We start from the raw sequence: 24,898 nt of genomic DNA, 5'->3' as shown, positions 1-24,898 counted from the left end.
TAAAAAGAGCCGGAAATTCCGGCTCTTTTTTATAAGATACAAATAGTCCCCTGCTCATTAATCCGCAATCGCTGCTGATCCAGCAGGGAATACGTCCCGCGATCCAACTGACAGGCTGGCGGGATTGTCAGTCCCATTTCTTCAGCAACAATCAGGCCCAGCAACAAAATCGCATCCGGCTCATGCAGGATAATCGCTGCCGGTGCACGGTTGCTGTGTACCAGTTCCAGAAGCACAGCAGCTGCCGATGAGGACCCGACAGTTGCAGGCAGGCATAACACTTTGCCGGAGACGGACTGGCCATATTGCGGATGGCGCACATTGGCGATCAGGCCGGTTTGCGGATCAACCCCGCCCCAGAAGCTGATCGGAGCCGTTAAAGCAAAACCAGCCGCCTCCACCGCTGCGCCTGCGACCAGTATTTTTGCCTGAAATCTGTCTTGCAAGAGTTGCGCCACCATCACCATACCTCCTCAGCGAACCGGACGCGACCTGTGACAGCGCTTTCAACACATTCCTGCAAAGAACCATAGACAACACCGTAACCGGTATTGCCCGGCGCATAATGGGCAAATTTTCCGGAATTGGTCATCAGCACAGCATTGTCTTTCTCCGGCAGAATCGGTGTGACGACCACACAAGTGTCAGCCACCACAATCACGCCCGCCTGTTCCAGTCTTTGCCGGCGCTGATTCTTATCCAGCTCACGCAGCACATGCCGCCCCGTACAGGCATAAAGCGGGACAGCAAGATGCCGGTCTGAAATTGCCGTTTCAAGAAGATCAAACTCGTCGAGCGATAAATGCGGACTGCCGATTGCCACCGCATCGATTCTGTCCGTCTCTATCGTGGACAGAGCTTTGCGCGCTTCCCGCACCATTTGCGGTGTCACGCGGATAGTTTCCAGAGGTTCATTCCCCTGCAGTGCCGATTCGGCATCCGGTGCCTCTGGCGTGCGCCCTGCAATATGAAAAAGACCGACAGCGCCGGATGAGGCAGAGGCCGCACCAAAAGCCTTCAGATCATCCTCTGTCAGCAACTCCGGTGCAACGCCTGTCACCACACCGATAGAATCACCAATCAGGCGTCCGTAAAGATTACCCAGCACCGGCCATGCCACCGCCTGACTCAAAAGTGCAGAATCAAGAGCGCTCAGATCAACCATAATTGTCGCACGGCGATTCTCCGGCCGGTGCAATCCGTAATCCGGTGCGCGACCGGCAATGGCACAGGCAATGTCCAGATAATCACCGTAGCGATTCGTACGCGCGCCCAGAACCGAATTGCAAAACACCACGGCATTCGATTCGCCCCATGCCACATCCGTGCCGGTTTGCGGCCGGTGCCCTGCCTGATAGGGTGCACAGGTCCATGACGGCTCGCAACCAAGTTTGATATAGGCCTGCATCATGCGCTTTGCCATTACCGCCTCATGCGGCGGCAAACGGTTGCCGGAACAACCGGTCAGATCCAGCGAGCCGACATTCAGCGTCGAGCGCACGCGCACCTTAGCCTGCCCTTCCACCAATTTTTCCGCAAAATAGGTACCGCTGTCACCATGATAGAGCGCACCGTCAATATGTGCGGAAGCGATGGGGATCAGCCTCGATGCGCCCATCAGCTCGGCCGTTCTGGCAACAATGCGCATGGCCATTGCCGCGCCAGAACCATCCCGCCCGTTGATAATGGCACGCTCCTCCGTGCTCAGTGCCAGCACCATAGGTTCCTCCCGAATATGATTAAAGCAGACCTTTACGCATTGTCAGCGATGTCACGCGGGTAAAGCCCGGATGCATGGTTTCAGCAATGATTTCAAAGCCCAGTTTTTTGAATAGTTTCTGATTGTCGGTCAGTTCGATACGTACTTGCAGGTCAATATGCGACATGCCGCGCTCACGTCCCAGTTTTTCAGCCTGCTCAACCAGACAACGTGCAATGCCAAGCCCGTGAAACGGAGAGGCGACAGCCAGTTTGCCTAAATAAAGATGATCGCCTTTATCTGCCAGAAACACACATCCGGCCAGCTGCCCATCACTGAGCACCCCATAGGCAGTCTCTGTGTCTGCTTTGCCGCGCAGAATCGCTGCATTCAGCAGTCCGGCAGAACTCGGCGGATCAATCACCCCGTCCATTGTGGCAAAGGCATCCTGAATGAGCAGTAACAGAGCATCAAACCCGTCATAATCAGGTGTAATTGTAAAAACCTGATATGTCCGGCTCTGCGTGCTCATTGGTCTGCGCCCCTCCGCCGTTTATAGCGCATGGTCTCAAACCGTGCCGACAGAGAATCATAAAGCAGCAAGCGCCCCAGCAAAGGCTCTCCTATGCCGGTAATCAGCTTAATCACTTCCATCGCCTGCAGAGAGCCGAGAATCGCCGGTAAGGCACCGATCACACCTGCTTCCGCGCAGGAGGGCATCAACCCGTCAGGCGGTGGTTCAGGAAAAAGATCTCGGTAATGCGGCAGAGGATTGCCCTCAGAATCACTCTCATAAGGTTTCAGCACTGTCAGCGAACCGTCAAACCGCCCCATGGCTGCGGTGACCAGAGCTTTTTCCAGCAATGCTGCATGATCCGCCACCAGATAGCGGGTGCTGAAATTATCCGAGCCATCAACGATAATATCATAGGCTGAAAACAGCTCCGTCACATTCTCCGGTGTGAGCCGTAATGTATGGCAGGCAATTTCAATATGCGGATTGATACGGTGTATCGTAGCCGCAGCGCTGTCGGTTTTATTTTCGCCTATACTGTCGGTATGGTGCACCACCTGACGCTGCAAATTCGACAATGTGACCATATCATCATCGACAATGCCGAGATGGCCGACACCGGCAGCGGCCAGATAAAGGAGCGCCGGACTGCCAAGCCCGCCTGCACCAATCACCAGAACGCGCGCATTTTTAAGCTTCTGCTGCCCTGCTCCGCCGATTTCCGGCAGGATAATATGGCGCGCATAACGCTCGATTTCTAATCCGCTGAAAGGTTCTGACTGTGTGTTCATAGAGAAAGTTTAGAGCGTATCCTGAAAAGTGTGAAGCGGTTTTCGGATAAGATACGCGTAAAATAAAAAGAGCTGCAGAAACCCTAGCGGTTCAAATATCATAAGGTGACAGGTTGGCAGCACTGACATTGAAAAATTGCGCTTCGCCCTTGAGGTCACGAAATAGCGCACGATCCGTGCCGGTCATAAAAGCCTGCGCACCCAGATCGTCAATAATATCAAACAAGGCGGCACGTCTACCCTCATCGAGATGAGCGGCAATTTCATCGAGCAGCAGCACCGGCGTCATATTGGCAAGATTGGCCGTCAGCCTTGCATGAGCAAGCACCAGACCGATCAGCAGCGCCTTCTGCTCGCCTGTAGAGCATAGAGCCGCCTGCATGCCTTTAGGCCGGTGATGCACCACCATATCGGTGCGGTGCGGCCCATCCAGCGTGCGCCCTGCCGCGCGGTCACGGCCCCTCATATCGCGCAGCGTACGGCGAAAATTCTCTTCCAGATCCAGCGCTGCCTCCAGACGAATACGTCCTTCCAGCTCGCCTTCCAGAAAACAGTCCACTTTCGGGAACGGACTGTCATCCGGTGTCTGTTCAATCATGGCAGCTATCAGCGCCATCAGTTCCGCACGTGCAGCGGCGATGGCTGTGCCAAGCTCGGCCATCTGCGCTTCAATCGCATCCAGCCATTGTGCGTCACTATTATAATCCGAGATCAGCCGGTTGCGACTGCGCATGGCTTTTTCATAATCCAGCACGCGCTTGCCGTGGCTGACATCAATCGCCAGCACCATACGGTCGAGAAAACGGCGGCGATCTCCGGCGGAGCCTGTAAACAGCCCGTCCATCGCCGGAATGAGCCAGATAATACGGGAATAATCGAGCAGCTGATCGGCACCGGCAGGCGCCCCGTTGATACGAACTTTTCGCCCTGTCTCACCATTGGTACCGGCCACGCCTGTGCCGATTTCAGCTTCACCATAGCTTGCCGATTCCAGCAACGCATGAATGGCAAAACCATCGGGCGCACCGCTTCGGCTGACATCAGCATAGGCAGCACGACGCATGCCGCGCCCCGGCGACAGAAAGGAAACCGCTTCCAGAAGATTGGTTTTACCTGCACCATTTTCGCCGGTCAGCACCACATGGCCGCCACTCAACGGCAGCGACAGGCTGTCATAATTGCGAAAATGCGCAAGCCGCAGACGACGGAAACTCACCCGTTCGCTGCGACCTGAAATTTGTGCATCAATGTTTGTATTCGTACTCACCCGTGCACTTATACACGCATCGGCATCAGAACATAGATCAGATGTTCGTCGCCTTCATCGCGCACCAGCATTGGTGAACCGGCATCAGCCAGCATGAATACGGCTTCCTTGCCGGAAAGCTGCGATGTGATATCGAGCAGATATTTCGAGTTAAAGCCGATTTCCATCGGTTCACTGTCATAACCTGCCGGCACTTCATCGGTTGCGGAACCGGAATCAGGATTGTTCACGGTCAGGGTCAAAAGGCCATCGGAAATGCTGAGCTTAACCGCACGGCCTTTCTCGTTGGAAATGGTCGAAACACGGTCAACAGAAGCAGCAAAGCTCTGGCGGTCAATCACCAGCTTGCGATCATTGCCGGCCGGAATCACGCGCTTATATTCTGGGAAAGTGCCGTCAATCAGTTTCGAGGTCAGAACGACTGTGCCGACAGTGAAGCGGATTTTCACATCCGAGACTTCAATCGTCACCTGCATATCCGGCACATCAACAAGCTTCTGCAATTCCGCAACAGTTTTACGCGGAATGATGATCGCAGGCATGCCTTCAGCACCGCTTGGCGCTTCCATCGCTGCACGTGCCAGACGGTGACCATCGGTGGCCACTGCACGCAGTTCCAAACGGCCGTCATCTTCACCGGCATAGAGGTGAATACCATTGAGGTAATAGCGGGTTTCTTCCGTTGAGATCGCAAAATTGGTGCGGTCGATCAGACGTTTCAGCGCGCTCGCATCCATACGGAATGTATGGGTGAAGCTGCCCGCTGTCAGTTCAGGAAAATCGGACTGCGGCAGGCACTGCAGACGAAAGGACGAGCGACCGGAAACAACCGACATTGCTGTGCCGTCTTCATTATTGGCCAGCATCACTTCAGCACCGTCCGGCAATTTGCGCACGATGTCATAAAGCAGATGCGCCGGAACTGTTGTAGCTCCTGCCGTGTCAATTGCCGCTTCGGTCGATTCGGTCACTTCCAGATCAAGGTCAGTGGCCTTGAGCTTCAGCACGCCGTCTTCTCCCTGCAACAGCACATTGGAGAGAATCGGAATCGTATTCCGGCGTTCAACCACGCGATGCACATGGTTGAGAGATTTCAGAAGATTTGAACGTTCAATAGTTACGCGCATGATGTACAGAACTCGCTAACATCTGTCCGGCAACAAACAGAGCTGCACCGGAGATCACGGCGCGACAGGCGCCTCTTGGACGGCTAAACTGCCAGAATTTCAGGGGGCTTTGCAAGTCCGCAGAACAGCACAACAGCGATTTCTTCTGCATAAAGACTGATGAATGCGCTCTTTGCCCCGATATTCCGCCTATGAACTGTATCGCGACCAGAGCCGCGATACAGAATCATCGGTATCTGTGACAGCTTATGCGGATTGTTCGTTGATCAGGCGCTTCAGCAATTCCAGCTCCTGCGCCAGTTTAAGATCAGCACCGACCAGATCTTCGATCTTGCGGACAGCATGCAGAACTGTGGTGTGATCACGCCCGCCAAAGCGGCGGCCGATTTCCGGCAGAGAACGGGGTGTCAGCATTTTTGCCAGATACATCGCTACCTGACGCGGCTTCACGATAGTACGGGTACGGCGGTTGGACAGCAGATCCTGCTTCGACACATTGTAATGACGGGCAACAATGCGCTGAATTTCTTCAATGCGGATACGCTTCGGTTCACCGGCGCGGGTCAGATGACCAAGCAGCTCATCAACGCGGTCAATTGAAAGGTTCGGCTCAAAGGACTGACGGAACAACAGCTGGTTAAATGCGCCTTCCAGTTCACGGCCGGAGCCGGTGACTGTGCGTGCCACATGGGCAAGGATATCGTCTGCAATTTCAATATTGCGTTCTTCTGCCTGCGCTGCGGTCAGACGACGCTTCAGCATTTCCACACGCATTTCATAATCCGGTGCCGCCATTTCAAGCGCCACGCCGCCCTGCAAGCGGGAGCGCACGCGCACATCCAGCGATTCCAGCTCGGAAGGGGCGCGGTCTGCGGCCACAACAACCTGCTTGGCACTGTCGAGCAGCGTATTAATCAGGTGGCAGAATTCGTGCTGGATCGACTTACCCTGCAGGAACTGCATATCGTCAATAATCAGAAGATCGATATCACGCAGCTGTTCCTTGAAGGACAGCGCATTATTGTCACGGATTGCAGTTGCAAAGCGCCACATGAAATATTCAGCCGTCAGATAGACAACACGCGGCTTGTCCTGACGCTGCAAAGCACTGGCAGCAATGGCCTGCAAAAGGTGGGTCTTACCAAGACCAACAGAGGCGTGAATGAAAAGCGGATTGAAACGCACAGCGCTGGAGCCGGCTTCAGCAATAGTACGGGCAGCAGCAAGCGCCACACGGTTGGAAGCACCGTCAACAAAGCTGTCAAAAGTATAACGCGGATCAAGCGGAGAACCGAGTACGGAACCGGCCGCGGCGCTCTGAGCGGCCACTTCTGCCTGGCTGGCGCGTTTTTCAGCCGAGAAACTCTGACCGACCGGGAAAACCGGCTTTTCGCGCTGCGGAGCAGTAAGCTGCGGAACTTCCGCAATAACATCCGCAACCGGCGCAACAGGACGGGCTGTGCGGCTCATACCGCGCACCACAACTTCAACTTTCAGAATCTGCGGGTTTTCTTCCTGCCAGAGCATGGTCAGCATTTCAGCATAATGATTGTTGATCCATGAGCGCAAAAATGCGGTCGGCACGGAAAAACGCACAACGCTCTTGGAGACTTCATCCAGCTTCAGACGACCAAACCACGAAGAGAATATTTCACTGCCGACGCGTGCTTTCAGCTTGCTCAGCAGTCGTTCAAAGGCCTCATCCGGAGAAGCGGTTGTCAAAGTCATATTCTCTTTCTCACTCATAAAATCCGGCGCCGCATCAAACTGACCCTGCAGGCTTTGACTGATCGGCGGGACTGGCTGACCGGCTTCGCTTACCACGTCCAGTTTAGCCTCATTCTTTGCAATCATTTTCGCCTCACAATAGTGTTCAGTTTTTTGGTTGCGGCAGATCATTCCATCATACCGGATGCATCCTGTTCAGATGCTCGTTACTCAGCGGTTTGGCCGGGACGGTCTCTCAGCTTCCGCTCTGATTTTTTTGTTCGTTATAAAATTCTGTTCGCTTCAGTTTTGCCGGTTTTTTACAGCATGCTCTTTTCCGGTCCGTTTCTGATGGTCCGGTGAGCATCCTGCAAGCAACGACTCATATTCCGGTCACTCCATGCTGATTGCCCGTATTGAACCATTCAACAACCTCTGTTTCCATCTGCAGCTGCGCAAAGCTTTTTTTAGGTTAATGACCGGTAAATGATGTCATTCCCATCATTTCAGAACGGCCTTTCACTTTCCGGCAACCGCAGGTCAGATCCTCGTTCAGGATATTTCCCCCGCAGTGCCGATCATTCGCAGGCACACAGATACTCTTTCGCAGAACGGGAAATTCTGCGTCAGATCACTTTGCACGCCATGAAATTATAACCGGACGCCGACAGCTTTTAGGCTAATGGTCCAGAGCACTGATCGGCTAACATTAGCGATATCTTTGGCCTTAGGGCAAGACCGCCGTTAAGAGTTTTTTAATCATTTGATCTGTCTTTCGGTACGCATAACTATTCTGATACAGGGTCTGAAATTAATAAGACCTTTGGATTCAACATCTTTTTATCGGAGCAATTATTAACCCTTCCGGAATCTCCGGAGCGAAAAAAAATAATAATAATTCACTTGACTCAAGCTCCTCTGAGGCAATCCCCAGACTCAGTTCAGAACTGTGCATAAAGACGGGTTCTGCGTTTAAAATTTATTGCAAATATAAAAATATAGAAAAAGAGATTCTCCCAATATTTTAGAGATTCCTTTTAATATTGCTCCCGATTCTGATCTTCTGAATATTCAGGAGAAACATAAAATTCAGACACAAAAAAACCGGCACTGAGGCCGGTTTTTTTAAACTAAAGGACAACCTGATATCAGGCAGTCATACCTTTAAGACGTGCAGCCAGACGCGATACTTTACGCGAAGCAGTGTTCTTATGAACAACGCCTTTAGAAGCGGCGCGCATCAGTTCAGGCTCAGCAATCTTGAAAGCAGCCTGCGCAGCAGCCTTGTCACCGAGTGCTACAGCATCTTCGAACTTACGTACGAAAGTGCGTACGCGGGAACGACGGGATTTGTTGACCTCGGTGCGGGCTTCGATTTTACGAACCGCTTTCTTGGCCGAAGGTGTATTGGCCATAAATGCCTCTCTTTTTCTGTCAGCTTTCCAGCGGGCTTTTCAGCATCGATATCACATCGAAGGGGCAGGCCACCGGGCAAAAATCTATCCGGACAGCCCGAAAGCCGTCTCACTGTTGCGCGCTTATAGATCAGCTTGTCGGCGCCGTCAATCTGGTTTCTCTCTCCACAAGGGCCTGAAACCCGTAAAAGATGGTTTCCCGAACGTTTTCTGACAGGCGATGCTCCGGTTTTATGGCCGGAGCGCCCGCATAATGCGACTCAGCGATTGGAGAAAGACGGACTACGCTTATCGACAAAGGCCGACATGCCTTCTTTCTGGTCTTCCGTAGCGAAAAGGGCATGGAAAGAACGGCGTTCATATTTCAGCCCTTCATGCAGTGTCGTTTCAAAAGCACGATTGACCGATTCTTTTGCCATCATCACTGAGAGTCGTGAAAAGGCAGCAATCCGTTCCGCCGCTTTCAGAGCCTCATCCAGCAGCACTTCCGGCGCTACAACACGCGAGACCAGCCCGCAACGCTCGGCTTCTGCAGCATCCATCATCCGGCCGGTCAAAACCATGTCCATCGCTTTAGCTTTGCCTACATAACGCGCCAGACGCTGAGTACCGCCCATCCCCGGAATAATGCCGAGTGTAATTTCCGGCTGACCGAATTTAGCATTATCCGCCGCAATGATGAAATCGCACATCATTGCCAGCTCACAACCGCCGCCCAGCGTATAGCCGCTCACCGCAGCAATTACCGGTTTACGGATAGCGTTTATCCCTTCCCAGCCGCTTAAAAAATCCTGCCCGTAAGCATCGGCAAAAGTCAGGTTCTGCATTTCCTTAATATCGGCACCGGCAGCAAAAGTCTTTTCAGAACCGGTCAGCACAATCGCACCGATTGCATCATCCCGGTCGAATGCCTGCAACGCATCTGTCAGTTCGGTAATCAGTTGTGTATTCAGTGCATTCAGCGCCTGCGGGCGGTTGAGCCGGATCAGACCGGTTTTGCCACGTGTTTCTGCAAGAATCGTTTCATAGGCCATCAAGATACTCCCTCAGGGCAGTGATTATTTATGAACGGGAAAAGAATCAGGCGCTGCAAGCAGCGCAAAAGAAAGTTGAACGCCCGTTCTGCACAATGCGCTGTATCGTTGCGCCACAGCGCCGGCATGGTTCGTCCTCACGGTCATAAACCGCAAAACTATGCTGGAAATAACCCAAGGTGCCATCAGCCTGACGATGGTCACGCAGACTGGAACCACCTGCTACGATTGCTTCGGCAATCACCTCACGAACAGATGTGGCCAGCGATTCTGCAAGTTGCGGATCCTGTGCGACATCTCCGGCAGCCCGCAAGGGTGAAAGACCTGAGCGCCACAAAGCTTCACAGACATAAATATTGCCAAGACCGGCAATCAGCCGCTGGTCCAGCAGTGCTGCCTTCAATGTAATTTTCTTGTTTCGGAATAGATCTGCAAGAACCGCACCTGACAGGCTGTTACCTGTCGGCTCGATGCCCAGGTCTTTCAGTGACGGATGTGTTTCCAGTTCTCCGGCACCGCATAGCAACAAAAATCCGAAACGGCGCGGATCATTATAGATCACCTGACGCTGGCCGTGTGCCTCTGTCTGCAAGTGAAAAACCACATGGTCATGGGCTGTATTCTTGGAGCGCGGATAATGAAAATCATCCTCCGTCCGGTTTCCGGATGAAAAACGCAGATCAGGTTCAATCCTGTACGAGCCGGACATACCCAGATGACTGATCAAACTGGCACCGTCTTCAAATTCAATCAGCAGATATTTTGCCCGCCGCCCCAGCGAGATGATTTTTTGCCCCTGCAGACGCTCACTCAGTTTCTCAGGAAAAGGAAAGCGCAGATCTGGGCGGTTTAAAACCAGTCCTTCAACAGTTGCACCTTCCATAACCGGCTGCAAACCACGGCGGACCGTTTCCACCTCCGGTAATTCAGGCATATCTTTCTCCGCTGCGTCCTGATTGTCCATGGCCGGTATCAGTTGTCAGAAAATCTTCACCGGCAAGATCATTTTTCAGCCCCAGATATGCTGCTACAGATTTGCCGATATCCGCAAAACTGTTACGCATGCCGATTGTGCCGCTCCCCGCACCGGCAATCAATACGGGCACGCATTCGCGGGTATGATCGCTGCCCTGCCAACCCGGATCACAGCCATGATCTGCAGTCAAAATCAACAAATCTCCCTCGCCCATTTTACCAAGAAGTTCCGGCAGGCGCTGATCAAATGCCTCCAGTGCTGCTGCATAACCGGCAATATCGCGCCTGTGGCCATAGAGCATATCGAAATCCACCAGATTGGTGAAAATCAAATCACCGTCACCGGCTTCGTCCATTGCATTCAATGTGGCATCAACCAGCGCCTGATTGCCATGGGCTTTGCGCAATTGTGTAACACCCGATCCCGCAAAAATATCACTGATTTTGCCAACCGCATAAACATCATGTCCTGATGCCTCAACAATATTCAGCAGTGTGGGCTGCGGCGGCGGTACAGCAAAATCGCGCCGGTTGCCGGTGCGTTCAAAACTCTCCGGCGTTTCACCGGTAAATGGACGAGCAATAACACGGCCGATATTCAGCGGATCTACCAGCAGGCGCAAAGCCGCGCACAGATCATAAAGTCGCTGCAAGCCGAAATATGTTTCATGCGCAGCCACCTGCAACACGGAATCTGACGATGTATAAAAAATCGGCTTATTCGTTCGGATATGCTCCTCACCATATTGCGCAATAATTTCAGTGCCTGAGGCATGACAATTGCCCAATATTCCGCTTAAGCCCTCCTGTCGGATAATTGTATCCGTCAGATCCTCAGGAAAGGCCGGAATGCTATGCGGGAAATACCCCCAGTCAAAAGGCACCGGCAAGCCTGCAATTTCCCAGTGACCGGAAGGCGTATCCTTACCTTTTGAGACTTCACTCGCAGTGCCCCACAGGCCATGCAGCGGCAAGGCAGAATTAAAAACGGCAGGAAAATGACTATCCGCAAGCTGCGCCGCCTGCCCCAATCCAAGTGCCAGCATATGCGGAATATGTAATGGTATCTGTTTGTCCGTGCGAAAACGGACAATTGTTTCCAGCGTATTGGCTCCCTGATCGCCAAAAGCAGCCGCATCCGGTGCGCCGCCTATGCCGAAAGAATCGAGGACAATAAGGATAACCCGTCGCATGAGAATAGCGCCTTCAGACTGCTTCACCGAGTATTTCATGAAAGGCATATCATGAAAACCACCTTAAGCGTCAAGCAAGGAAATCATCGGCACTGAGCGCAGGGAATAACATCTGAATAACGCGGACTGATAAAATAGGTCTCCTCCATGTCCATTTTCGGGAGAAGAAAAGAAAGCAGAGGAGTGTAGGTATATTGCGTCTCGACACGAATATAATTCATCGGTTCCTGACGCAGTTTCTCCGGAAGGTAAACCCGCCTTTCCGCCTGTTCCTTTGCATTGCCTTTCTCAACAAACCTGGATGTTTTCCGTGACCAGTCAAGCCTGACAATAAATGTATTACTATTATTTACTCTCTCAACTTTAAGAAACGAAATCCTGATTTGTGGCGCAGCTACGGACGGCACCATAATTGTTGAGCCGATAGTAAAAATATCATCAAGTTGTGCCGGCAACACACTGATCTGCCGACTCACCAGATCTCCGACAACACTGGAAACCCGGTTCACCTTACGGTTTGCATCCACACCGCGTGAAACATCAGCCACGCCTGCATAGATTATAATCAGAACCGGCAGAAGCAGCGCAAATTCCACTGCAGATACACCGCGTTCGTCTTTGCTAAACTTTCTTAAGAGCGCAAATTTATGCGTACCGAATTTTCGCAAACTGCCAGCTAAAGCCAAACGTGCTCCGTTTATTTTATGATGAAGCCCAATCATGAAAACGGTTCATTCTGCCAGGTTACAGTTGTAAACAGAGGAAGCACTCTGTCTTTATTTTCTACATTCGGATTAAAATAATAGAAAATATTGGTCAGAACCGGCCAGCGATATAATACATTAATCTGATTAATCGTTGATGGTCCGCCCAGATTAATCCGGGAAGGGCGTCCAAGCATTCCGTTACTTGTCACAAGGTTTTTAACAGGCACTTCTGAAAAAGTACTGTAATTATCCAAATTGATATAAAGATTGTTGCAATCAACGACAGGCATGAACCTTATCTTCTTACAAATACGATCCTTCACCATTTCGGGTGTTGTGTTTTCTTTTGTATCCTGCCCCGTGTAAAATCGCCGGCTCACATCTTCTGTCGCATGAGCAAGCATTTGCTGCACTGTAAAGCTCAGCCCCAGTTCAATAATAGCAAAAATTAAAAACAAAAACGGAAAGACGACCAGCGCAAACTCAATGACCGTAACACCCCTTTCGTCCCGGCCGAACGAGCGAAATGACTTTACAAGATGTCGTGCAGAGTTTTTCTCAGACCGGTCACTCATGATTTTATTAAATTTTCCTGCATATGCCAGAAAACTAAACATCCGTAACATCATCAGGATCTGGGCGGAGCCGCGACTTTAGGCTCACAAATCGGCGTACAGGACAATACAATCATATTGGAGCCCCGGAAAACACGCGTCGTCGCCAGATCATTTTGCCCGACCATGACCTTCTCATCCAGTAATGTATCGCCATTCTGATCCATCACAACCAGATTGGTGACACCATTATTGCGTCCGGTGAGAATAATGGTTTTGGCATCCTGCATAACGGCATCAGCAATAGCATCATTACCAATAATGACAGATTTAACAGGCTTATCCAGACGCAGAATATGCGCTTGATCCGTCTGAACCTGTATTGCCTGAATTTCTGTTGCTGCGGCCGGATGTGTCAGAACACCACCGCCCAGAAACGCTGCCAATATCAGTTTTCTCAGATCTGTCATTTTCTTATCAGCCATAAAATAAGCCCCGTAGCTCACCGCACTATGCGCAACAGGGATGAAAGAACAATTAATAGCTATATTTCACTATCCGGCAGATCTGTAAGCCAGCCATATATATTCAGTAAAATGTGTCGCATCCGGCAGTATTAACCTGAAGGTAAAGGGCTTTAAAGTATCTCTGGCGGCAACAGAATGAAACTCAAACAATGCTTTTGCAAAGTTCAGGCCGTTTATGCTCGCTTTTCTCATTGCTATGATTTTTTGCGGCACCATGATTTATGCTGCAATTTCTGATCTTCTGTTTATGAAGATACGCAATATTGCCTGCCTGTTTCTGGCCGCAGGCTTTCTTGTTCTCGCGCCGCTTTACGGGCTGCCGGCAAAAGATATCCTGCTGCACATCGCGGCGGGAGGTACAGCTCTCGCCGTCTGTTTTGCTTTCTTCTCCATTAATGCAATGGGCGGTGGTGATGCCAAGCTGATAAGTGCCACGGTTCTGTGGACCGGTTTTTCAGCCAGTCTTGCAGATTATTTGCTTATAAGCGCCCTTGCCGGCGGCATTTTGACTTTATGTATTCTTTTGCTGCGCAAACTTATCAACAGAAGCAAAATCAAAGATATAGCTTTTCTTTACCGGCTGAGTGACCCTCAAAAAGGCATCCCCTATGGCATAGCTTTGGCCATTGCCGGTTTGTGGATATATCCCGATCTTGCTTTGGTTCAGGCCTGAAGAACGGCAGAACATTTTTTCCGCCCACACAATCAGCATAATTGTTTTAATAAAATCAATAATAATATTTCGTTAACCATAATTATACGATTCCTGCTGCATTTAGAGTATGTGCCAAAATCACACGCTCAATGCGGGGATATCAAATGAACACTTCACGCCTGATCATTCTGGCTGTTGCCGTGCTTGCTGCCGGTGCCGCAGGCTATATTGCGCTGACCATGACAGATGCCCCGCCGCAAGTCATTGAAGTCAGCGCGCCGGCTCCGGCCATGCCTGTGAAAGATGTTCTGACCGTTTCTTCTAATCTGCCCGTAGGAGCATCATTATCCGGCCAGTTACAATGGCAGTCATGGCCGGAAAACTCTGTAACTACCGATTACATAACCCGCGATTCACAGCCGAATGCACTGGATGTCATGCAAAAATCCAGCCTGCGCCTTCCTGTTCTCGCCGGAGAACCTATCCGCAAAGTCAAGCTGATCGGCGAAGGTGAACAATTCATGTCCTCCTTGCTACCGCAAGGCATGCGTGCAATCGCGACCAATATTGCAGCGGAAAGTTCCGCGGGCGGTTTCATTCTGCCCGGTGATCGTGTCGACGTGATTATTACCCGTGCGACGCGGAATGCAGCCAATGCCACTATGCCGTTTTTAACGGAAACCATCTTGGAAAATGTGCGCGTGCTGGCCATCGATCAGACGATCAAAGAAGACGATGCAGGCAAAAAAGATATTATCGGCCGCACCGCAACACTGGAAGTCACCCACGAACAAGCTGAAATCATGGCCGTTGCCCAATCTGTGGCAGACCGGATCAGCCTGACATTACGATCCGTTCGCGATGCAAAACCGGAACCATCCAGCTCATCCGACTATCTTGTTGTTTCACCTTCTAAAAACGGGCCGGTCAAAATGATTAAATCTGGCAATCTTACTGAAGTCGGGATCAACTAATGACACGTCCATCTTTTTCCCATATGCACGGCCGCTCACAGTTGAAAACCCTGCTTCTCTCAGCTGCTTTGATTATGCCGGTTCTCTCCTCCTGTCCTGCACAAGCACAGGACGTTCAGATCTCCAGTGCGGGGCGCTCCCAGCCGGTCAATCTCGGACTAGGCAAATCGCTCGTCGTGGATCTGCCGCAGGATGCCTATGATATTCTGGTTGCAAATCCGGCAACAGCCGATGCTGTCACCCGCACAGCACGGCGTATTTATCTATTCGGTAAATCCGTCGGACAAACCAATATCATCGTCTTCGGCAAAGACGGAGAACAAATTGCCAGTCTTGATCTGAAGGTCGAACGTGATGTCAGCAGCCTGTCTTCTTCTTTGCGAAAATATATTCCGGGTTCCGACATTAAAATCGAACTCATCAATGACAATATTGTTCTGACCGGATCTGTACAGACCCCACAGGATGCAGCACAGGCTGCAAAGCTTGCCGAATTACTGGTTTCAGGTGGTGAGGCAACAACAGGTCAGTATAATGACACCTCCACCTCAGCTTCCGGCGACGGCAACAATATTACCATCACCAGCGGACTTGGTCAGGAACGCCGTCGTTCCAGCAAAATCATCAATCTGATTACCATTGCCGGTGAAGATCAGGTAACGCTTAAAGTCACTGTTGCTGAAGTCAGCCGCTCTGTGATGAAACAGCTCGGCGTGAATATGATGGGCAGCGCAAGCAGTAATGGTGTAACCTTTACCGGTGTGTCGGATCGTCTTTCCGGAGCAATTGGTCAGACACTTTCGAATACAGGTTTCGGGCTGCAAACCAAAAATTTCCGCGGCTATCTGCAGGCTATGGAAACAGCAGGCGCGATGAAAACGCTGGCTGAACCAACACTCACAGCTATTTCCGGTGAAAAAGCTGCGTTCAGAGTTGGTGGTGAATATAATGTTCTCAACAGCGTCACCACCGATGATAACGGTAAGCGTACAGCCGAGCTTGCCAAAATTGAATATGGTATCGGCCTTGAATTCATGCCGACCGTTCTGGGGCCAGGACGTATTTCGCTCAAAGTCCGCACATCCGTTTCAGAACCAACAACCGAAGGTTCAGGCTCACAAAACTCTGACGGTGTCGGTGCGAGCATTCTCTCTTTGCGCAAGCGTGTTGCCGATACAACTGTTGAGATGCCTTCCGGCGGTTCCATGATGATTGGTGGCTTGATCCGCGATGAGACCCGCCAATCCATTAACGGCACGCCCGGCCTGTCCAAGATTCCGGTACTCGGAGCTTTATTCCGCAGCCGTGATTTTCTGCGCAATGAATCCGAACTGGTCGTAATTGTTACACCTTATCTGGTACGCCCGACTGCCAGAACAGAACTGGCACGCCCTGATGATAATCTGGCTCCGCCAAGTGATGCAGCCGGCTTTGTATTGGGCAAGGTCAACCGTGTTTACGGCTCTGCAAAAACCAACCTGCCAAACGGCCGCTATAACGGCGTTGTCGGCTTCATCTACAAATAAGAGGGCAGGCATTATGAGAAAAATTACCGTTCCCTACTCCCGTTCAGTCCTCATTGGCAGCAGCCTGTTTGTGACCATGTTGCTGGCAGGATGTGCCAATACGCATCATGTGACAGTCGGTGCCACACCGGATGATTACCGCACCAATCACCCGATTACGATTCAGGAACGAGAGAGAACAGCTGATATTCCGGTCAGTCGTAATGACCGGAAACTCTCCATCACGCAGCGCAGTATTGTCCAGAATGCAGTAGACGGCTATCGCCGTCAGGGCTCAGGCATGGTTTTCATTCTCTTGCCGGAAGGCAGTGCTAATCAGTCAGCCGCCTACCGGATCAGTATGGACATTGCCAAAGTCCTGAGACAAGGCGGGGTTCTCGCCAGCAATATTGCAACCCAGAGCTATCAGGTAAACAATTCGCAAATCTCTGCGCCCGTCCGTATCAGCTATTATGCGATGACCGCAGGGACAGGTCCTTGCGGAAGATGGCCTGCTGATATGCTGAGCACAGCTGAAAATAAACATTATGCGAATTTCGGCTGTGCATCACAGGCCAATCTGGCCGCACAGGTGGCCAATCCGGCTGATTTCCTCGGACCTCGTGCCACATCGCCGCTTAAAGGCACGCGTAATGACCGCATTATCAGCGGAGAAGAAGGCTATGAGAATATGTCGCCGACCGCAACAGGAGTTTGGCAAGATCCTCGCAGTCTAACAGCACAGTATTAAAGGCGCATAATTTCTGCCGCCGGATCCAAAAACATCATCCGGCGCGTATCATCGAAATTTTGCTTTAAATGAGAGAACAAAGGTCGTGATCGTGGAAGACAGTGTCACATCAACAACTATGTTGCAGGATGCAGGTACGGATATAACCCATATCCGTCCGTTGCCGCGCCTGAATATTGATGCGTTCTGTGAAACAGAAGCCGGCCTGTCTGTTTTACAGGCCTGTTCTCAGGACCGGCGTCTCACACGCACCCGCTGGCATATTCGCCCGGGTGGCATTGATGTAGCATTGGAAGCCTATCAGAGCACTTCCACGCCCCATCTCATTATTCTCGAAAGTGCTGCAGGGCCGGATAAGCTGCTTGCAGACATTATGCGGCTTGCCGAAGTCTGCGACAGCGGAACCCGTGTTCTGATTATCGGCCGCAGCAACGAAGTGCGCCTTTATCGCGAGCTGATCCGCAACGGCGTTTCCGATTATCTTGTCTCACCAGCCAGCCTGACCGAAGTCATATCCGTGCTGGATACATTATTCACGGATCCGGCAACCGCGCCTTCCGGCAGAAATGTTGCCGTTATCGGCGCCAAAGGCGGTGTCGGCTCGTCAACACTCGCCCACAATATCAGCTGGAGCCTTGCCAACCAGTTCAAACATGAGGTGGTACTGGCAGATATGGATCTGCCATTCGGCACGGTCAATATTAATTTTGATCAGGACCCGACACTGGGGATTGCCGACGCAGTCTATGCACCGGAACGGGTGGATGAAGTCTATCTTGACCGTCTTCTGGCAGAGAGCTCGGAACATTTATCCCTGCTGGCAGCGCCTTCCACACTCGAGAAAACCTATGATTTTGACACGGAATCTTTTGTTTCCGTGATCGATGCGGCTTTGCGTACCACACAATTGCTGGTACTCGACATACCACATAGCTGGAACAGCTGGACGCGTACAACCCTGATGCGGGCCGACGAAATTATCATTGTTGCCACACCTGATCTGGCGAGTTTGCGGAACACCAAGAATTTGCTTGATACGCTGATCCTGCTGCGTCCGAATGATAAACCCGCACATCTCATTCTCAACCAGACCGGTGTACCAAAACGTCCTGAAATTTCAGCTGCCGATTTTTGCTCACCGCTGAATATCAAACCCTTGGCTGTGATTGAATTTGATCCTCAGTTTTTCGGTACATCGGCAAATAATGCCCATATGCTCGGAGAAGCAGATCCGAACCATAAAATTTCGCAAAAAATCACTGAAATTGCACGTGAACTGCTCGGCAAACATGATGTGCCGCAGCCAGGTAAAAAAGCAAAACCGCTGGCCGGGCTTTTCAGTAAGCTTAAACGCAAGAATTCTGCCTGACGGACAAGGATAGACAACAGCCATGTTTGGAAAAAGAGGTGCAGCCTCCCCAACCACCGGTCCTGTAAAACCTGCTGCTCCGGCAGCCGGTCAGACAGCGAATTTGCCCCCTGCGTCACAGGTCAGCACGGCTGCATCTGCATCGGACAAACCTGCTGTGAAAACAGTGGCTGCACCGGCCGTCCGTGAAAAATCACAAGCTTATTACGATACAAAATCTCAGATCTTTGCAGCACTGATTGATACAATTGACCTGTCGCAATTATCAAGAATGGATGCAGATGCAGCCCGTGATGACATCCGGGAGATCGTCAATGATATTATCTCGATCAAAAATTTTGTCATGTCGATTGCCGAGCAGGAAGAACTGCTCGATGATATCTGTAACGACGTTCTGGGCTATGGCCCTTTAGAACCACTGCTGGCGCGTGACGATATCGCCGATATCATGGTCAATAGTGCGCGAAAAACCTATATTGAAGTTAATGGCCGTGTGCAGGAGACCAATGTTCGTTTCCGCGATAATCAGCAATTGCTGAATATCTGCCAGCGTATCGTTTCTCAGGTCGGTCGTCGTGTTGATGAATCCAGCCCTATCTGTGACGCCCGCCTTCCGGATGGTTCCCGTGTCAACGTCATTACCTCTCCGCTGGCCATCGACGGTACGGCTCTGACCATTCGTAAATTTAAAAAAGACAAACTGACACTCGATCAGCTGGTGCGTTTCGGCAGTATTTCGCAAATGGGTGCGGAACTGCTGCAAATTATCGGCCGCGTACGCTGCAATATCATTATTTCAGGCGGCACAGGCTCCGGTAAAACCACACTGCTCAACTGCCTCACACGCTATATTGATGAAACTGAGCGTATCATTACCTGCGAAGACTCGGCGGAACTGCAATTGCAGCAGCCCCATGTCGTGCGTCTTGAAACCCGCCCGCCCAATCTTGAAGGCGAAGGCGAGATCACCATGCGCGATCTGGTTAAAAACTGCCTGCGTATGCGCCCTGAACGGATTATCGTCGGTGAAGTTCGCGGACCTGAAGTTTTCGATTTGCTTCAGGCCATGAATACCGGCCATGACGGCTCAATGGGCACAATCCACTCCAACAGCCCGCGCGAATGTCTGAACCGTATGGAAGCCATGATTGCGATGGGCGGCTATACACTGCCTCAGCGCACCGTGCGTGAAATTATTGTCGGCTCCGTTGATGTGATTATTCAGGCAACACGTCTTCGCGACGGTACACGCCGGATTACCCACATCACAGAAGTCGTGGGCATGGAAGGTGATATCGTCATTACACAGGATCTGATGAATTTTGAGTTCCTCGGCGAAGATATTAACGGCAATATTATCGGGCGACATGTATCGAGCGGTATTGGCCGGCCGGCTTTCTGGGAGCGCGCGCGTTACTATAATGAAGATCAGCGGCTCGCAACTATTCTGGACACGATGGAAGTCGCCGGCAGTCCTCAGACATAACATTGTCAGGGCGATTTTATCTTAAATTTTTTACCAGACAAACTCAGTTTCTTTGTTTGACATGATCCCGACCAACCGAAGCAGGTACTGAAAGGGCACTTCAATGAACGGCACAACAATTATGCTTGTTGTTCTGGCTGCAATTGCAGTCGGTGCCCTGCTTTATGCAATTTTTTTCGACCGGATCACAGCTGAGAAAACCGGCCAAAAACGCCTGGATGCAATTAAAAAGACCACAACCAGCCGCGCTGTTATGCGGTCAGAGCGTGAAAAAGCCAGCGAAGCACAAAAGCGTCGCCGGACATTGCAAGATAATCTGGACGAACTTGACCGCCGTAACAAAACACAAAACAAAACGCAAAAAAGTCCGCCGTTGCGCATATTACTGACACAGGCAGGTTTGAGCTGGAGTGTCCGTCAGTTTTATCTCATTAGCGCGGCCAGCGCATTTTTCTGTTTTTTGCTCGGATTAATAGCCGGCATTCCTTTAATTATGTTGCCGCTGATTGCACTGGTCGGCTTTTTTGGTGTGCCCCGCTGGATCGTTCTGCATTTACGCAAAAAGAGAATGAAAGCATTTCTCAATGATTTTCCTAATGCGCTGGATGTCATTACCCGCTCTTTACGATCCGGTCTGCCTTTAAATGACAGTCTGCGCTTGCTGGCAAATGATGCGCCTTCTCCGGTCAAAGAGGAGTTTCGCCGGATTGTTGAAGCACAACAAATGGGACTGACGATACCGGAGGCTGTCTCCAAAATGCCGGAAAATATGCCCTGCCCTGAAACAAATTTCTTTTCGATTGTGATACAAATTCAGTCACAGGCCGGCGGTAACCTGTCTGAGGCGCTGGGTAATTTGTCGCGTGTTTTGCGCGACCGAAAAAAAATGGCTGCCAAAGTCCAGGCCATGTCTCAGGAAGCCAAAGCCTCAGCGGCGATTATCGGCTCGCTGCCATTCTTTGTCGCCACAATTATCTCATTTATGAACCCGGGTTATATCGGAACACTGTTCACCACCTTTGCCGGCAATGTTTTGCTGGTCATCTCAGTCATCATGTATTCTCTTGGAATTTTCGTGATGAAAACCATGATTAATTTCAAAATGTAAGCGGAGGTGGCCATGCGGGAATTTTTCGAAACCACTCTCTTTCAGCGGCAAACGCTCATCAGCCTTTTCATTATGTTTGCAATGTTCGCAACCATAATGACACTTCTGTTGCCCTATTTTCAGCGTGATCCGCTCAAAAGCCGTATGAAATCTGTCGCGATTGAGCGCGAGGCTCTTCGTGCCCGCGAAAGAGCGCGGATGGCCAATGATAAAGAACGCGGCATCAGCCTGCGACATCAGCAAAAAGCCGGAATTCGTGACTTTGTTGAAAAGCTGGATCTGCGCCGCGCTCTTGCAGATGAAAAGACGGTTGCCTCGCTGCGGCAAGCAGGATTTCGCGGACAAAATCCGCTCAATGTTTTTCTGTTTATGCGTTTTGTTCTGCCCTTCGCATTTCTGGGTCTCGCAATATTCTGGATCTTTGGTCTGGGTATGCTGGCGCAACAAGCCACATTCGTGCGTTTTCTGGTATGTATTATTGCCGCTTATGCCGGTTTCTATGCACCCAATCTCTATGTCAGCAATATCGCTGCCAAGCGCCGTGAATCCATCACGCTGGCATGGCCCGATGCCCTTGATTTAATGCTGATCTGCGTTGAATCCGGTATGTCCACAGAAGCTGCCTTTCGCCGCGTTGCGGATGAAATCGGCATTCAATCAGCGGATCTGGCTGAAGAACTGATGCTGACCAATGCGGAACTGGCTTTTTTGCCGGAACGTCGTCAGGCCTATGAAAATCTTGCCAGCCGCACCGGAATGGAAGCGATCAAATCCATGACACAGGCGCTGATACAGGCTGAGCGCTACGGGACACCGGTTGCAACGGCAATGCGCACACTCTCGCAGGAAAGCCGTGATATGCGCTTGCTGGCAGCAGAGAAGAAAGCCGCAGGTCTGCCGCCAAAACTCACCATCCCTATGATCGTGTTTTTCCTGCCGGTCTTGTTTATGGTTATTCTCGGCCCGGCTATGATCCAGATTTTCGGGCAGGGCGGCATTGCCGGCAACTAAGTTCTCAAAACAAAACCGCCTGCCTGAAGAAATATTCAGGCAGGCGGCTTATTCATAAACTCTGTCAGGCCTCATGCCTGCTTTTTAACGCCCTGTCTGGCGAGCATCGAACGCAAATAATCTGTATTGGCTTTTGCCTGCTCCGGAGACAACTCGCGGGAGGCAATAGTTTCTGCCTCCTGAAAACGCCCCTGAAGACCAACAACCAGCGCCAGATTTTGACGAACGCGGCTGTCGCTGCCATTCGCAGTTGCCGCCTGACGCAGATATTTCTCAGCCGTCGGCAAATCACCGCTTAAGACATATGACATTGCAAGATTAGACAGAACCGAAGCTTCCCCTGGCTTGATCTGCAGGGCTTTCTGATAAATGACACGGGCATCCGCGGAATTGCCCTGCTGGTCGAGAATAGCCCCTTCTGCAGACAGCAAACGCCAGTCCGGATAGTCCGGGGTCTGTGCGCGGCGAACTGCATCCAGCGCCGCATCCAGTTCACCTGCACCAGCCAGAGCTTTGCCATAGGCGGCCAAGACTTGCTTATCCTTCGGCAGTTGAATCGCAATGGCCCGCATCACCGCCAGCGACTGATCACTGCGGCCTGCCATACTCAGCACTGTAGCGTAATTCAGAGCAGCTACTTTGCTGGTCGGGTTCTTCTGATAATGCGCGCCATAGGTCTGAGCAGCTTGCGCCAGTTGCTGCGCATTCATCTGTTCAATAGATCTTTCAGCTTTAGTACCGCTGCTTTTGGCAACCGAACCGGTTGTTGTACGATCCACGCTGTTACAACCGGCCAGTGCCAGCCCCGTAATGAAAAGAGCAGTAGTAAGTGTCAGAAAACGGCTTTTTCCGTAACGCGGGCCACGGCATGATTTATCCGGTTGTTCAAAAGCCAGCGCATTTTTCTGCATCAAACTGTCTCCATAAATACGGTCGTTGAAAGCGCCTGAAATCAGTCCTCTGCATTAACCCGCGCTTCACCTGAATATGATAAAATCAATATTCCATTAACCCTAATAGAGAGTTAATTATTGAGCCGACATCAGCGACTCATGCCGCTCTCCCGCAAATAAATACCGGAAACCAATATGACCTCCCTGCCTCTTTCTGCGAACCGTGCCGCCCTTCTCGATCAACAGGCTGCGGACAGCCGTCCGATATGGCTGATCACACCAGAGGCACTGACCAATGGTTCGTTTCCGCAAAATGTGCGCAACTGGGCAGCAGCCAACGGCTATAAGGGCAAAGCCGGACAATTGCTGACACTGGCCAATGAACAGGGTCAGATCAGCGGTGCTTTATTCGGTATTGAACCGGCGGACAAAGACAAGAGCGGCGAAGGCCGTCTGATCGGCGGCAAGCTTGCCCGCCTCTTGCCGGCAGGCAACTGGCATATTGAAGGTAAAGCTGACCATGCCGAATTATTCGCGGTTAGCTTCCTGCTCGGCGGCTATCAGTTCAACCGCTATAAAAAAGATGCGACATCAGACGAACAGGGAAGTGTCCGCCTGTTCGTATCAGGCCTGACAGATATTGCAGAAGCCCGTCGTCTTGCCGATGCCAGCGCCATGACCCGCGATCTGATCAACACACCAACCAGTGATATGGCGCCGGACTCACTGGAACTGGCAGCCCGTAACCTTGCAACGGCTTATGGCGCGAAATTCACTGCCGTTATCGGTGATGATCTGCTGAATCAAAATTTCCCGATGATCCATGCCGTCGGCCGTGCCAGCGAAACCGCTCCGCGGCTGATTGATTTCAGCTGGGGTAAAGACAGCGATCCGAAAGTCACGTTAGTTGGTAAGGGCGTTTGCTTTGATACCGGCGGGCTCGATATCAAGCCTGCCAGCGGCATGTTGCTGATGAAAAAAGATATGGGTGGTGCAGCCAATGTACTGGGGCTTGCCCGTATGATTATGGATGCAAAATTGCCGGTGCGTCTGCGTGTATTGATCCCTGCAGTCGAAAACTCCATTTCCGGTAATGCATTCCGCCCGAGCGATATTCTGACCTCCCGTCAGGGACAGACGGTTGAAATCGGCAATACTGATGCGGAAGGCCGTTTGGTACTGGCTGATGCATTAACCTTAGCCGACGAAGAAAATCCGGATCTCATTATCGATATGGCAACCCTGACAGGCGCTGCCCGCGTGGCACTGGGACCTGATCTGCCGCCATTCTACAGCCATGACGAAGCCTTTGCTGCAAAAGTGGCAGAACAGGCAGCAGCACAGTCTGATCCGTTGTGGCGCATGCCGCTCTGGGCGCCTTATGAAGCTAAACTCGCTTCCAAGGTTGCAGATACCAACAATGTGACCACCGACGGTTTTGCCGGTTCTGTCACAGCAGCACTGTTCCTCTCGCGCTTTGTCAAAAATGCCAAGGTCTGGGGACACTTCGACATTTACGGCTGGACACCGGTTGAGAAATCCGCAGCCACTGTGGGCGGTGCTGCACAGGGTATCCGTGCGCTTTATCAGGTTATCAAACAACGTTACGCATAGAGCGGTTACAGTTTATCTTGAA

Annotated in this window: 23 protein-coding genes and 1 pseudogene; 9 read left to right on the top strand and 15 right to left on the bottom strand. The window is 51.3% G+C overall.

Annotation, left to right across the window (positions count from 1 at the left end):
* Positions 1–29 precede the first annotated feature (29 nt).
* The 14 genes and pseudogenes from HBA93_RS08925 to HBA93_RS08860 form a co-directional block, all read right to left on the bottom strand.
* Complete coding sequence (locus HBA93_RS08925) at positions 30–461, bottom strand: aconitase X swivel domain-containing protein (RefSeq protein ID WP_221723022.1); 432 nt, start codon at positions 459–461, stop codon at positions 30–32.
* Entirely contained in the window at positions 461–1,720 is a 1,260-nt protein-coding gene (locus HBA93_RS08920) for an aconitase X (protein WP_221723021.1), read from the bottom strand. The genes HBA93_RS08925 and HBA93_RS08920 overlap by 1 nt, the downstream gene beginning before the upstream one ends.
* 19 nt (positions 1,721–1,739) lie before the next feature.
* Positions 1,740–2,231 (bottom strand): GNAT family N-acetyltransferase, encoded by a 492-nt coding sequence (locus HBA93_RS08915; protein WP_221723020.1) that lies wholly within the window; start codon positions 2,229–2,231, stop codon positions 1,740–1,742.
* Positions 2,228–3,004, bottom strand: a complete 777-nt coding sequence (locus tag HBA93_RS08910) for a molybdopterin-synthase adenylyltransferase MoeB (RefSeq protein ID WP_221723019.1) — start codon at positions 3,002–3,004, stop codon at positions 2,228–2,230. Before HBA93_RS08910 ends, HBA93_RS08915 begins: the two co-directional genes overlap by 4 nt.
* Before the next feature lie 91 nt (positions 3,005–3,095).
* Positions 3,096–4,253: a DNA replication/repair protein RecF gene (gene recF / locus HBA93_RS08905; protein WP_221723062.1), complete on the bottom strand. Its 1,158-nt coding sequence runs from the start codon at positions 4,251–4,253 to the stop codon at positions 3,096–3,098.
* Between the two features lie 26 nt (positions 4,254–4,279).
* Positions 4,280–5,398, bottom strand: coding sequence for a DNA polymerase III subunit beta (gene dnaN / locus HBA93_RS08900; protein ID WP_121992065.1), 1,119 nt, complete (start codon positions 5,396–5,398; stop codon positions 4,280–4,282).
* Positions 5,399–5,644: 246 nt separating this feature from the next.
* Positions 5,645–7,105, bottom strand: a pseudogene (dnaA, locus tag HBA93_RS08895) (chromosomal replication initiator protein DnaA); the annotation flags it as partial.
* 1,148 nt (positions 7,106–8,253) lie between these two features.
* Complete coding sequence (gene rpsT / locus HBA93_RS08890) at positions 8,254–8,520, bottom strand: 30S ribosomal protein S20 (RefSeq protein WP_075654002.1); 267 nt, start codon at positions 8,518–8,520, stop codon at positions 8,254–8,256.
* Positions 8,521–8,780: 260 nt separating this feature from the next.
* Positions 8,781–9,554 (bottom strand): enoyl-CoA hydratase, encoded by a 774-nt coding sequence (locus tag HBA93_RS08885; RefSeq protein WP_221723017.1) that lies wholly within the window; start codon positions 9,552–9,554, stop codon positions 8,781–8,783.
* A gap of 46 nt (positions 9,555–9,600) precedes the next feature.
* Positions 9,601–10,488 (bottom strand): bifunctional DNA-formamidopyrimidine glycosylase/DNA-(apurinic or apyrimidinic site) lyase, encoded by an 888-nt coding sequence (mutM, locus tag HBA93_RS08880; protein WP_221723016.1) that lies wholly within the window; start codon positions 10,486–10,488, stop codon positions 9,601–9,603.
* Complete coding sequence (locus tag HBA93_RS08875; protein ID WP_221723061.1) at positions 10,481–11,722, bottom strand: phosphopentomutase; 1,242 nt, start codon at positions 11,720–11,722, stop codon at positions 10,481–10,483. The genes mutM and HBA93_RS08875 overlap by 8 nt, the downstream gene beginning before the upstream one ends.
* An 83-nt stretch (positions 11,723–11,805) precedes the next feature.
* Complete coding sequence (locus HBA93_RS08870; RefSeq protein WP_121992068.1) at positions 11,806–12,444, bottom strand: TadE/TadG family type IV pilus assembly protein; 639 nt, start codon at positions 12,442–12,444, stop codon at positions 11,806–11,808.
* Positions 12,441–13,046 (bottom strand): TadE/TadG family type IV pilus assembly protein, encoded by a 606-nt coding sequence (locus tag HBA93_RS08865; RefSeq protein ID WP_221723015.1) that lies wholly within the window; start codon positions 13,044–13,046, stop codon positions 12,441–12,443. Before HBA93_RS08865 ends, HBA93_RS08870 begins: the two co-directional genes overlap by 4 nt.
* An 11-nt stretch (positions 13,047–13,057) precedes the next feature.
* Complete coding sequence (locus HBA93_RS08860; RefSeq protein WP_121992070.1) at positions 13,058–13,468, bottom strand: pilus assembly protein N-terminal domain-containing protein; 411 nt, start codon at positions 13,466–13,468, stop codon at positions 13,058–13,060.
* Positions 13,469–13,685: 217 nt separating this feature from the next.
* Here HBA93_RS08860 and HBA93_RS08855 point away from each other — a divergent pair, with 217 nt between their 5' ends.
* The 8 genes from HBA93_RS08855 (at position 13,686) to HBA93_RS08820 (ending at position 22,369) form a co-directional block, all read left to right on the top strand.
* Entirely contained in the window at positions 13,686–14,183 is a 498-nt protein-coding gene (locus tag HBA93_RS08855; protein WP_121992071.1) for an A24 family peptidase, read from the top strand.
* Positions 14,184–14,329: 146 nt separating this feature from the next.
* On the top strand, positions 14,330–15,139 hold the full coding sequence (cpaB, locus tag HBA93_RS08850; protein ID WP_221723014.1) for a Flp pilus assembly protein CpaB: 810 nt from the start codon (positions 14,330–14,332) through the stop codon (positions 15,137–15,139).
* Between the two features lie 74 nt (positions 15,140–15,213).
* Positions 15,214–16,665 carry a type II and III secretion system protein family protein gene (locus tag HBA93_RS08845; protein WP_286201835.1) on the top strand — a complete coding sequence of 484 codons (1,452 nt, stop codon included), beginning with the start codon at positions 15,214–15,216 and terminating at the stop codon, positions 16,663–16,665.
* Between the two features lie 13 nt (positions 16,666–16,678).
* On the top strand, positions 16,679–17,395 hold the full coding sequence (locus HBA93_RS08840; RefSeq protein WP_221723013.1) for a CpaD family pilus assembly protein: 717 nt from the start codon (positions 16,679–16,681) through the stop codon (positions 17,393–17,395).
* Between the two features lie 91 nt (positions 17,396–17,486).
* Entirely contained in the window at positions 17,487–18,764 is a 1,278-nt protein-coding gene (locus HBA93_RS08835) for a CpaE/TadZ family protein (RefSeq protein WP_353619333.1), read from the top strand.
* A gap of 22 nt (positions 18,765–18,786) precedes the next feature.
* The gene (locus HBA93_RS08830) at positions 18,787–20,250 is read left to right on the top strand and encodes a TadA family conjugal transfer-associated ATPase (protein WP_221723012.1); all 1,464 of its coding nucleotides are present in this window, start codon (positions 18,787–18,789) and stop codon (positions 20,248–20,250) included.
* Between the two features lie 103 nt (positions 20,251–20,353).
* A complete protein-coding gene (locus HBA93_RS08825) occupies positions 20,354–21,358 on the top strand; it encodes a type II secretion system F family protein (protein ID WP_121992076.1) in 1,005 nt (334 codons plus the stop codon).
* A 12-nt stretch (positions 21,359–21,370) separates the two neighbouring features.
* The gene (locus HBA93_RS08820) at positions 21,371–22,369 is read left to right on the top strand and encodes a type II secretion system F family protein (RefSeq protein ID WP_121992077.1); all 999 of its coding nucleotides are present in this window, start codon (positions 21,371–21,373) and stop codon (positions 22,367–22,369) included.
* Positions 22,370–22,440: 71 nt separating this feature from the next.
* Here HBA93_RS08820 and HBA93_RS08815 read toward each other — a convergent pair whose 3' ends face one another.
* Entirely contained in the window at positions 22,441–23,280 is an 840-nt protein-coding gene (locus HBA93_RS08815; protein WP_121992078.1) for a tetratricopeptide repeat protein, read from the bottom strand.
* A 177-nt stretch (positions 23,281–23,457) separates the two neighbouring features.
* Here HBA93_RS08815 and HBA93_RS08810 point away from each other — a divergent pair, with 177 nt between their 5' ends.
* Positions 23,458–24,876, top strand: coding sequence for a leucyl aminopeptidase family protein (locus tag HBA93_RS08810; protein ID WP_221723011.1), 1,419 nt, complete (start codon positions 23,458–23,460; stop codon positions 24,874–24,876).
* The last annotated feature ends 22 nt before the right edge of the window (positions 24,877–24,898 follow it).

It is taken from the genome of Ochrobactrum sp. SFR4 (assembly GCF_019730395.1).
Taxonomy (GTDB): domain Bacteria; phylum Pseudomonadota; class Alphaproteobacteria; order Rhizobiales; family Rhizobiaceae; genus Pseudochrobactrum.
Note: the sequence above shows the minus strand (reverse complement) of the source record. Positions and strands in the feature narration are given on the sequence as shown.

Bases quoted from the DNA above. Each gene is read 5' to 3' on its own strand.
- HBA93_RS08925 (WP_221723022.1), bottom strand. From the start codon at position 461: ATGGTGGCGCAACTCTTGCAAGACAGATTTCAGGCAAAAATACTGGTC.
- HBA93_RS08920 (WP_221723021.1), bottom strand. From the start codon at position 1,720: ATGGTGCTGGCACTGAGCACGGAGGAGCGTGCCATTATCAACGGGCGG.
- HBA93_RS08915 (WP_221723020.1), bottom strand. From the start codon at position 2,231: ATGAGCACGCAGAGCCGGACATATCAGGTTTTTACAATTACACCTGAT.
- HBA93_RS08910 (WP_221723019.1), bottom strand. From the start codon at position 3,004: ATGAACACACAGTCAGAACCTTTCAGCGGATTAGAAATCGAGCGTTAT.
- dnaN (WP_121992065.1), bottom strand. From the start codon at position 5,398: ATGCGCGTAACTATTGAACGTTCAAATCTTCTGAAATCTCTCAACCAT.
- rpsT (WP_075654002.1), bottom strand. From the start codon at position 8,520: ATGGCCAATACACCTTCGGCCAAGAAAGCGGTTCGTAAAATCGAAGCC.
- HBA93_RS08885 (WP_221723017.1), bottom strand. From the start codon at position 9,554: ATGGCCTATGAAACGATTCTTGCAGAAACACGTGGCAAAACCGGTCTG.
- mutM (WP_221723016.1), bottom strand. From the start codon at position 10,488: ATGCCTGAATTACCGGAGGTGGAAACGGTCCGCCGTGGTTTGCAGCCG.
- HBA93_RS08875 (WP_221723061.1), bottom strand. From the start codon at position 11,722: ATGCGACGGGTTATCCTTATTGTCCTCGATTCTTTCGGCATAGGCGGC.
- HBA93_RS08870 (WP_121992068.1), bottom strand. From the start codon at position 12,444: ATGATTGGGCTTCATCATAAAATAAACGGAGCACGTTTGGCTTTAGCT.
- HBA93_RS08865 (WP_221723015.1), bottom strand. From the start codon at position 13,046: ATGTTTAGTTTTCTGGCATATGCAGGAAAATTTAATAAAATCATGAGT.
- HBA93_RS08860 (WP_121992070.1), bottom strand. From the start codon at position 13,468: ATGGCTGATAAGAAAATGACAGATCTGAGAAAACTGATATTGGCAGCG.
- HBA93_RS08855 (WP_121992071.1), top strand. From the start codon at position 13,686: ATGCTCGCTTTTCTCATTGCTATGATTTTTTGCGGCACCATGATTTAT.
- cpaB (WP_221723014.1), top strand. From the start codon at position 14,330: ATGAACACTTCACGCCTGATCATTCTGGCTGTTGCCGTGCTTGCTGCC.
- HBA93_RS08845 (WP_286201835.1), top strand. From the start codon at position 15,214: ATGCCGGTTCTCTCCTCCTGTCCTGCACAAGCACAGGACGTTCAGATC.
- HBA93_RS08840 (WP_221723013.1), top strand. From the start codon at position 16,679: ATGAGAAAAATTACCGTTCCCTACTCCCGTTCAGTCCTCATTGGCAGC.
- HBA93_RS08830 (WP_221723012.1), top strand. From the start codon at position 18,787: ATGTTTGGAAAAAGAGGTGCAGCCTCCCCAACCACCGGTCCTGTAAAA.
- HBA93_RS08825 (WP_121992076.1), top strand. From the start codon at position 20,354: ATGAACGGCACAACAATTATGCTTGTTGTTCTGGCTGCAATTGCAGTC.
- HBA93_RS08820 (WP_121992077.1), top strand. From the start codon at position 21,371: ATGCGGGAATTTTTCGAAACCACTCTCTTTCAGCGGCAAACGCTCATC.
- HBA93_RS08815 (WP_121992078.1), bottom strand. From the start codon at position 23,280: ATGCAGAAAAATGCGCTGGCTTTTGAACAACCGGATAAATCATGCCGT.
- HBA93_RS08810 (WP_221723011.1), top strand. From the start codon at position 23,458: ATGACCTCCCTGCCTCTTTCTGCGAACCGTGCCGCCCTTCTCGATCAA.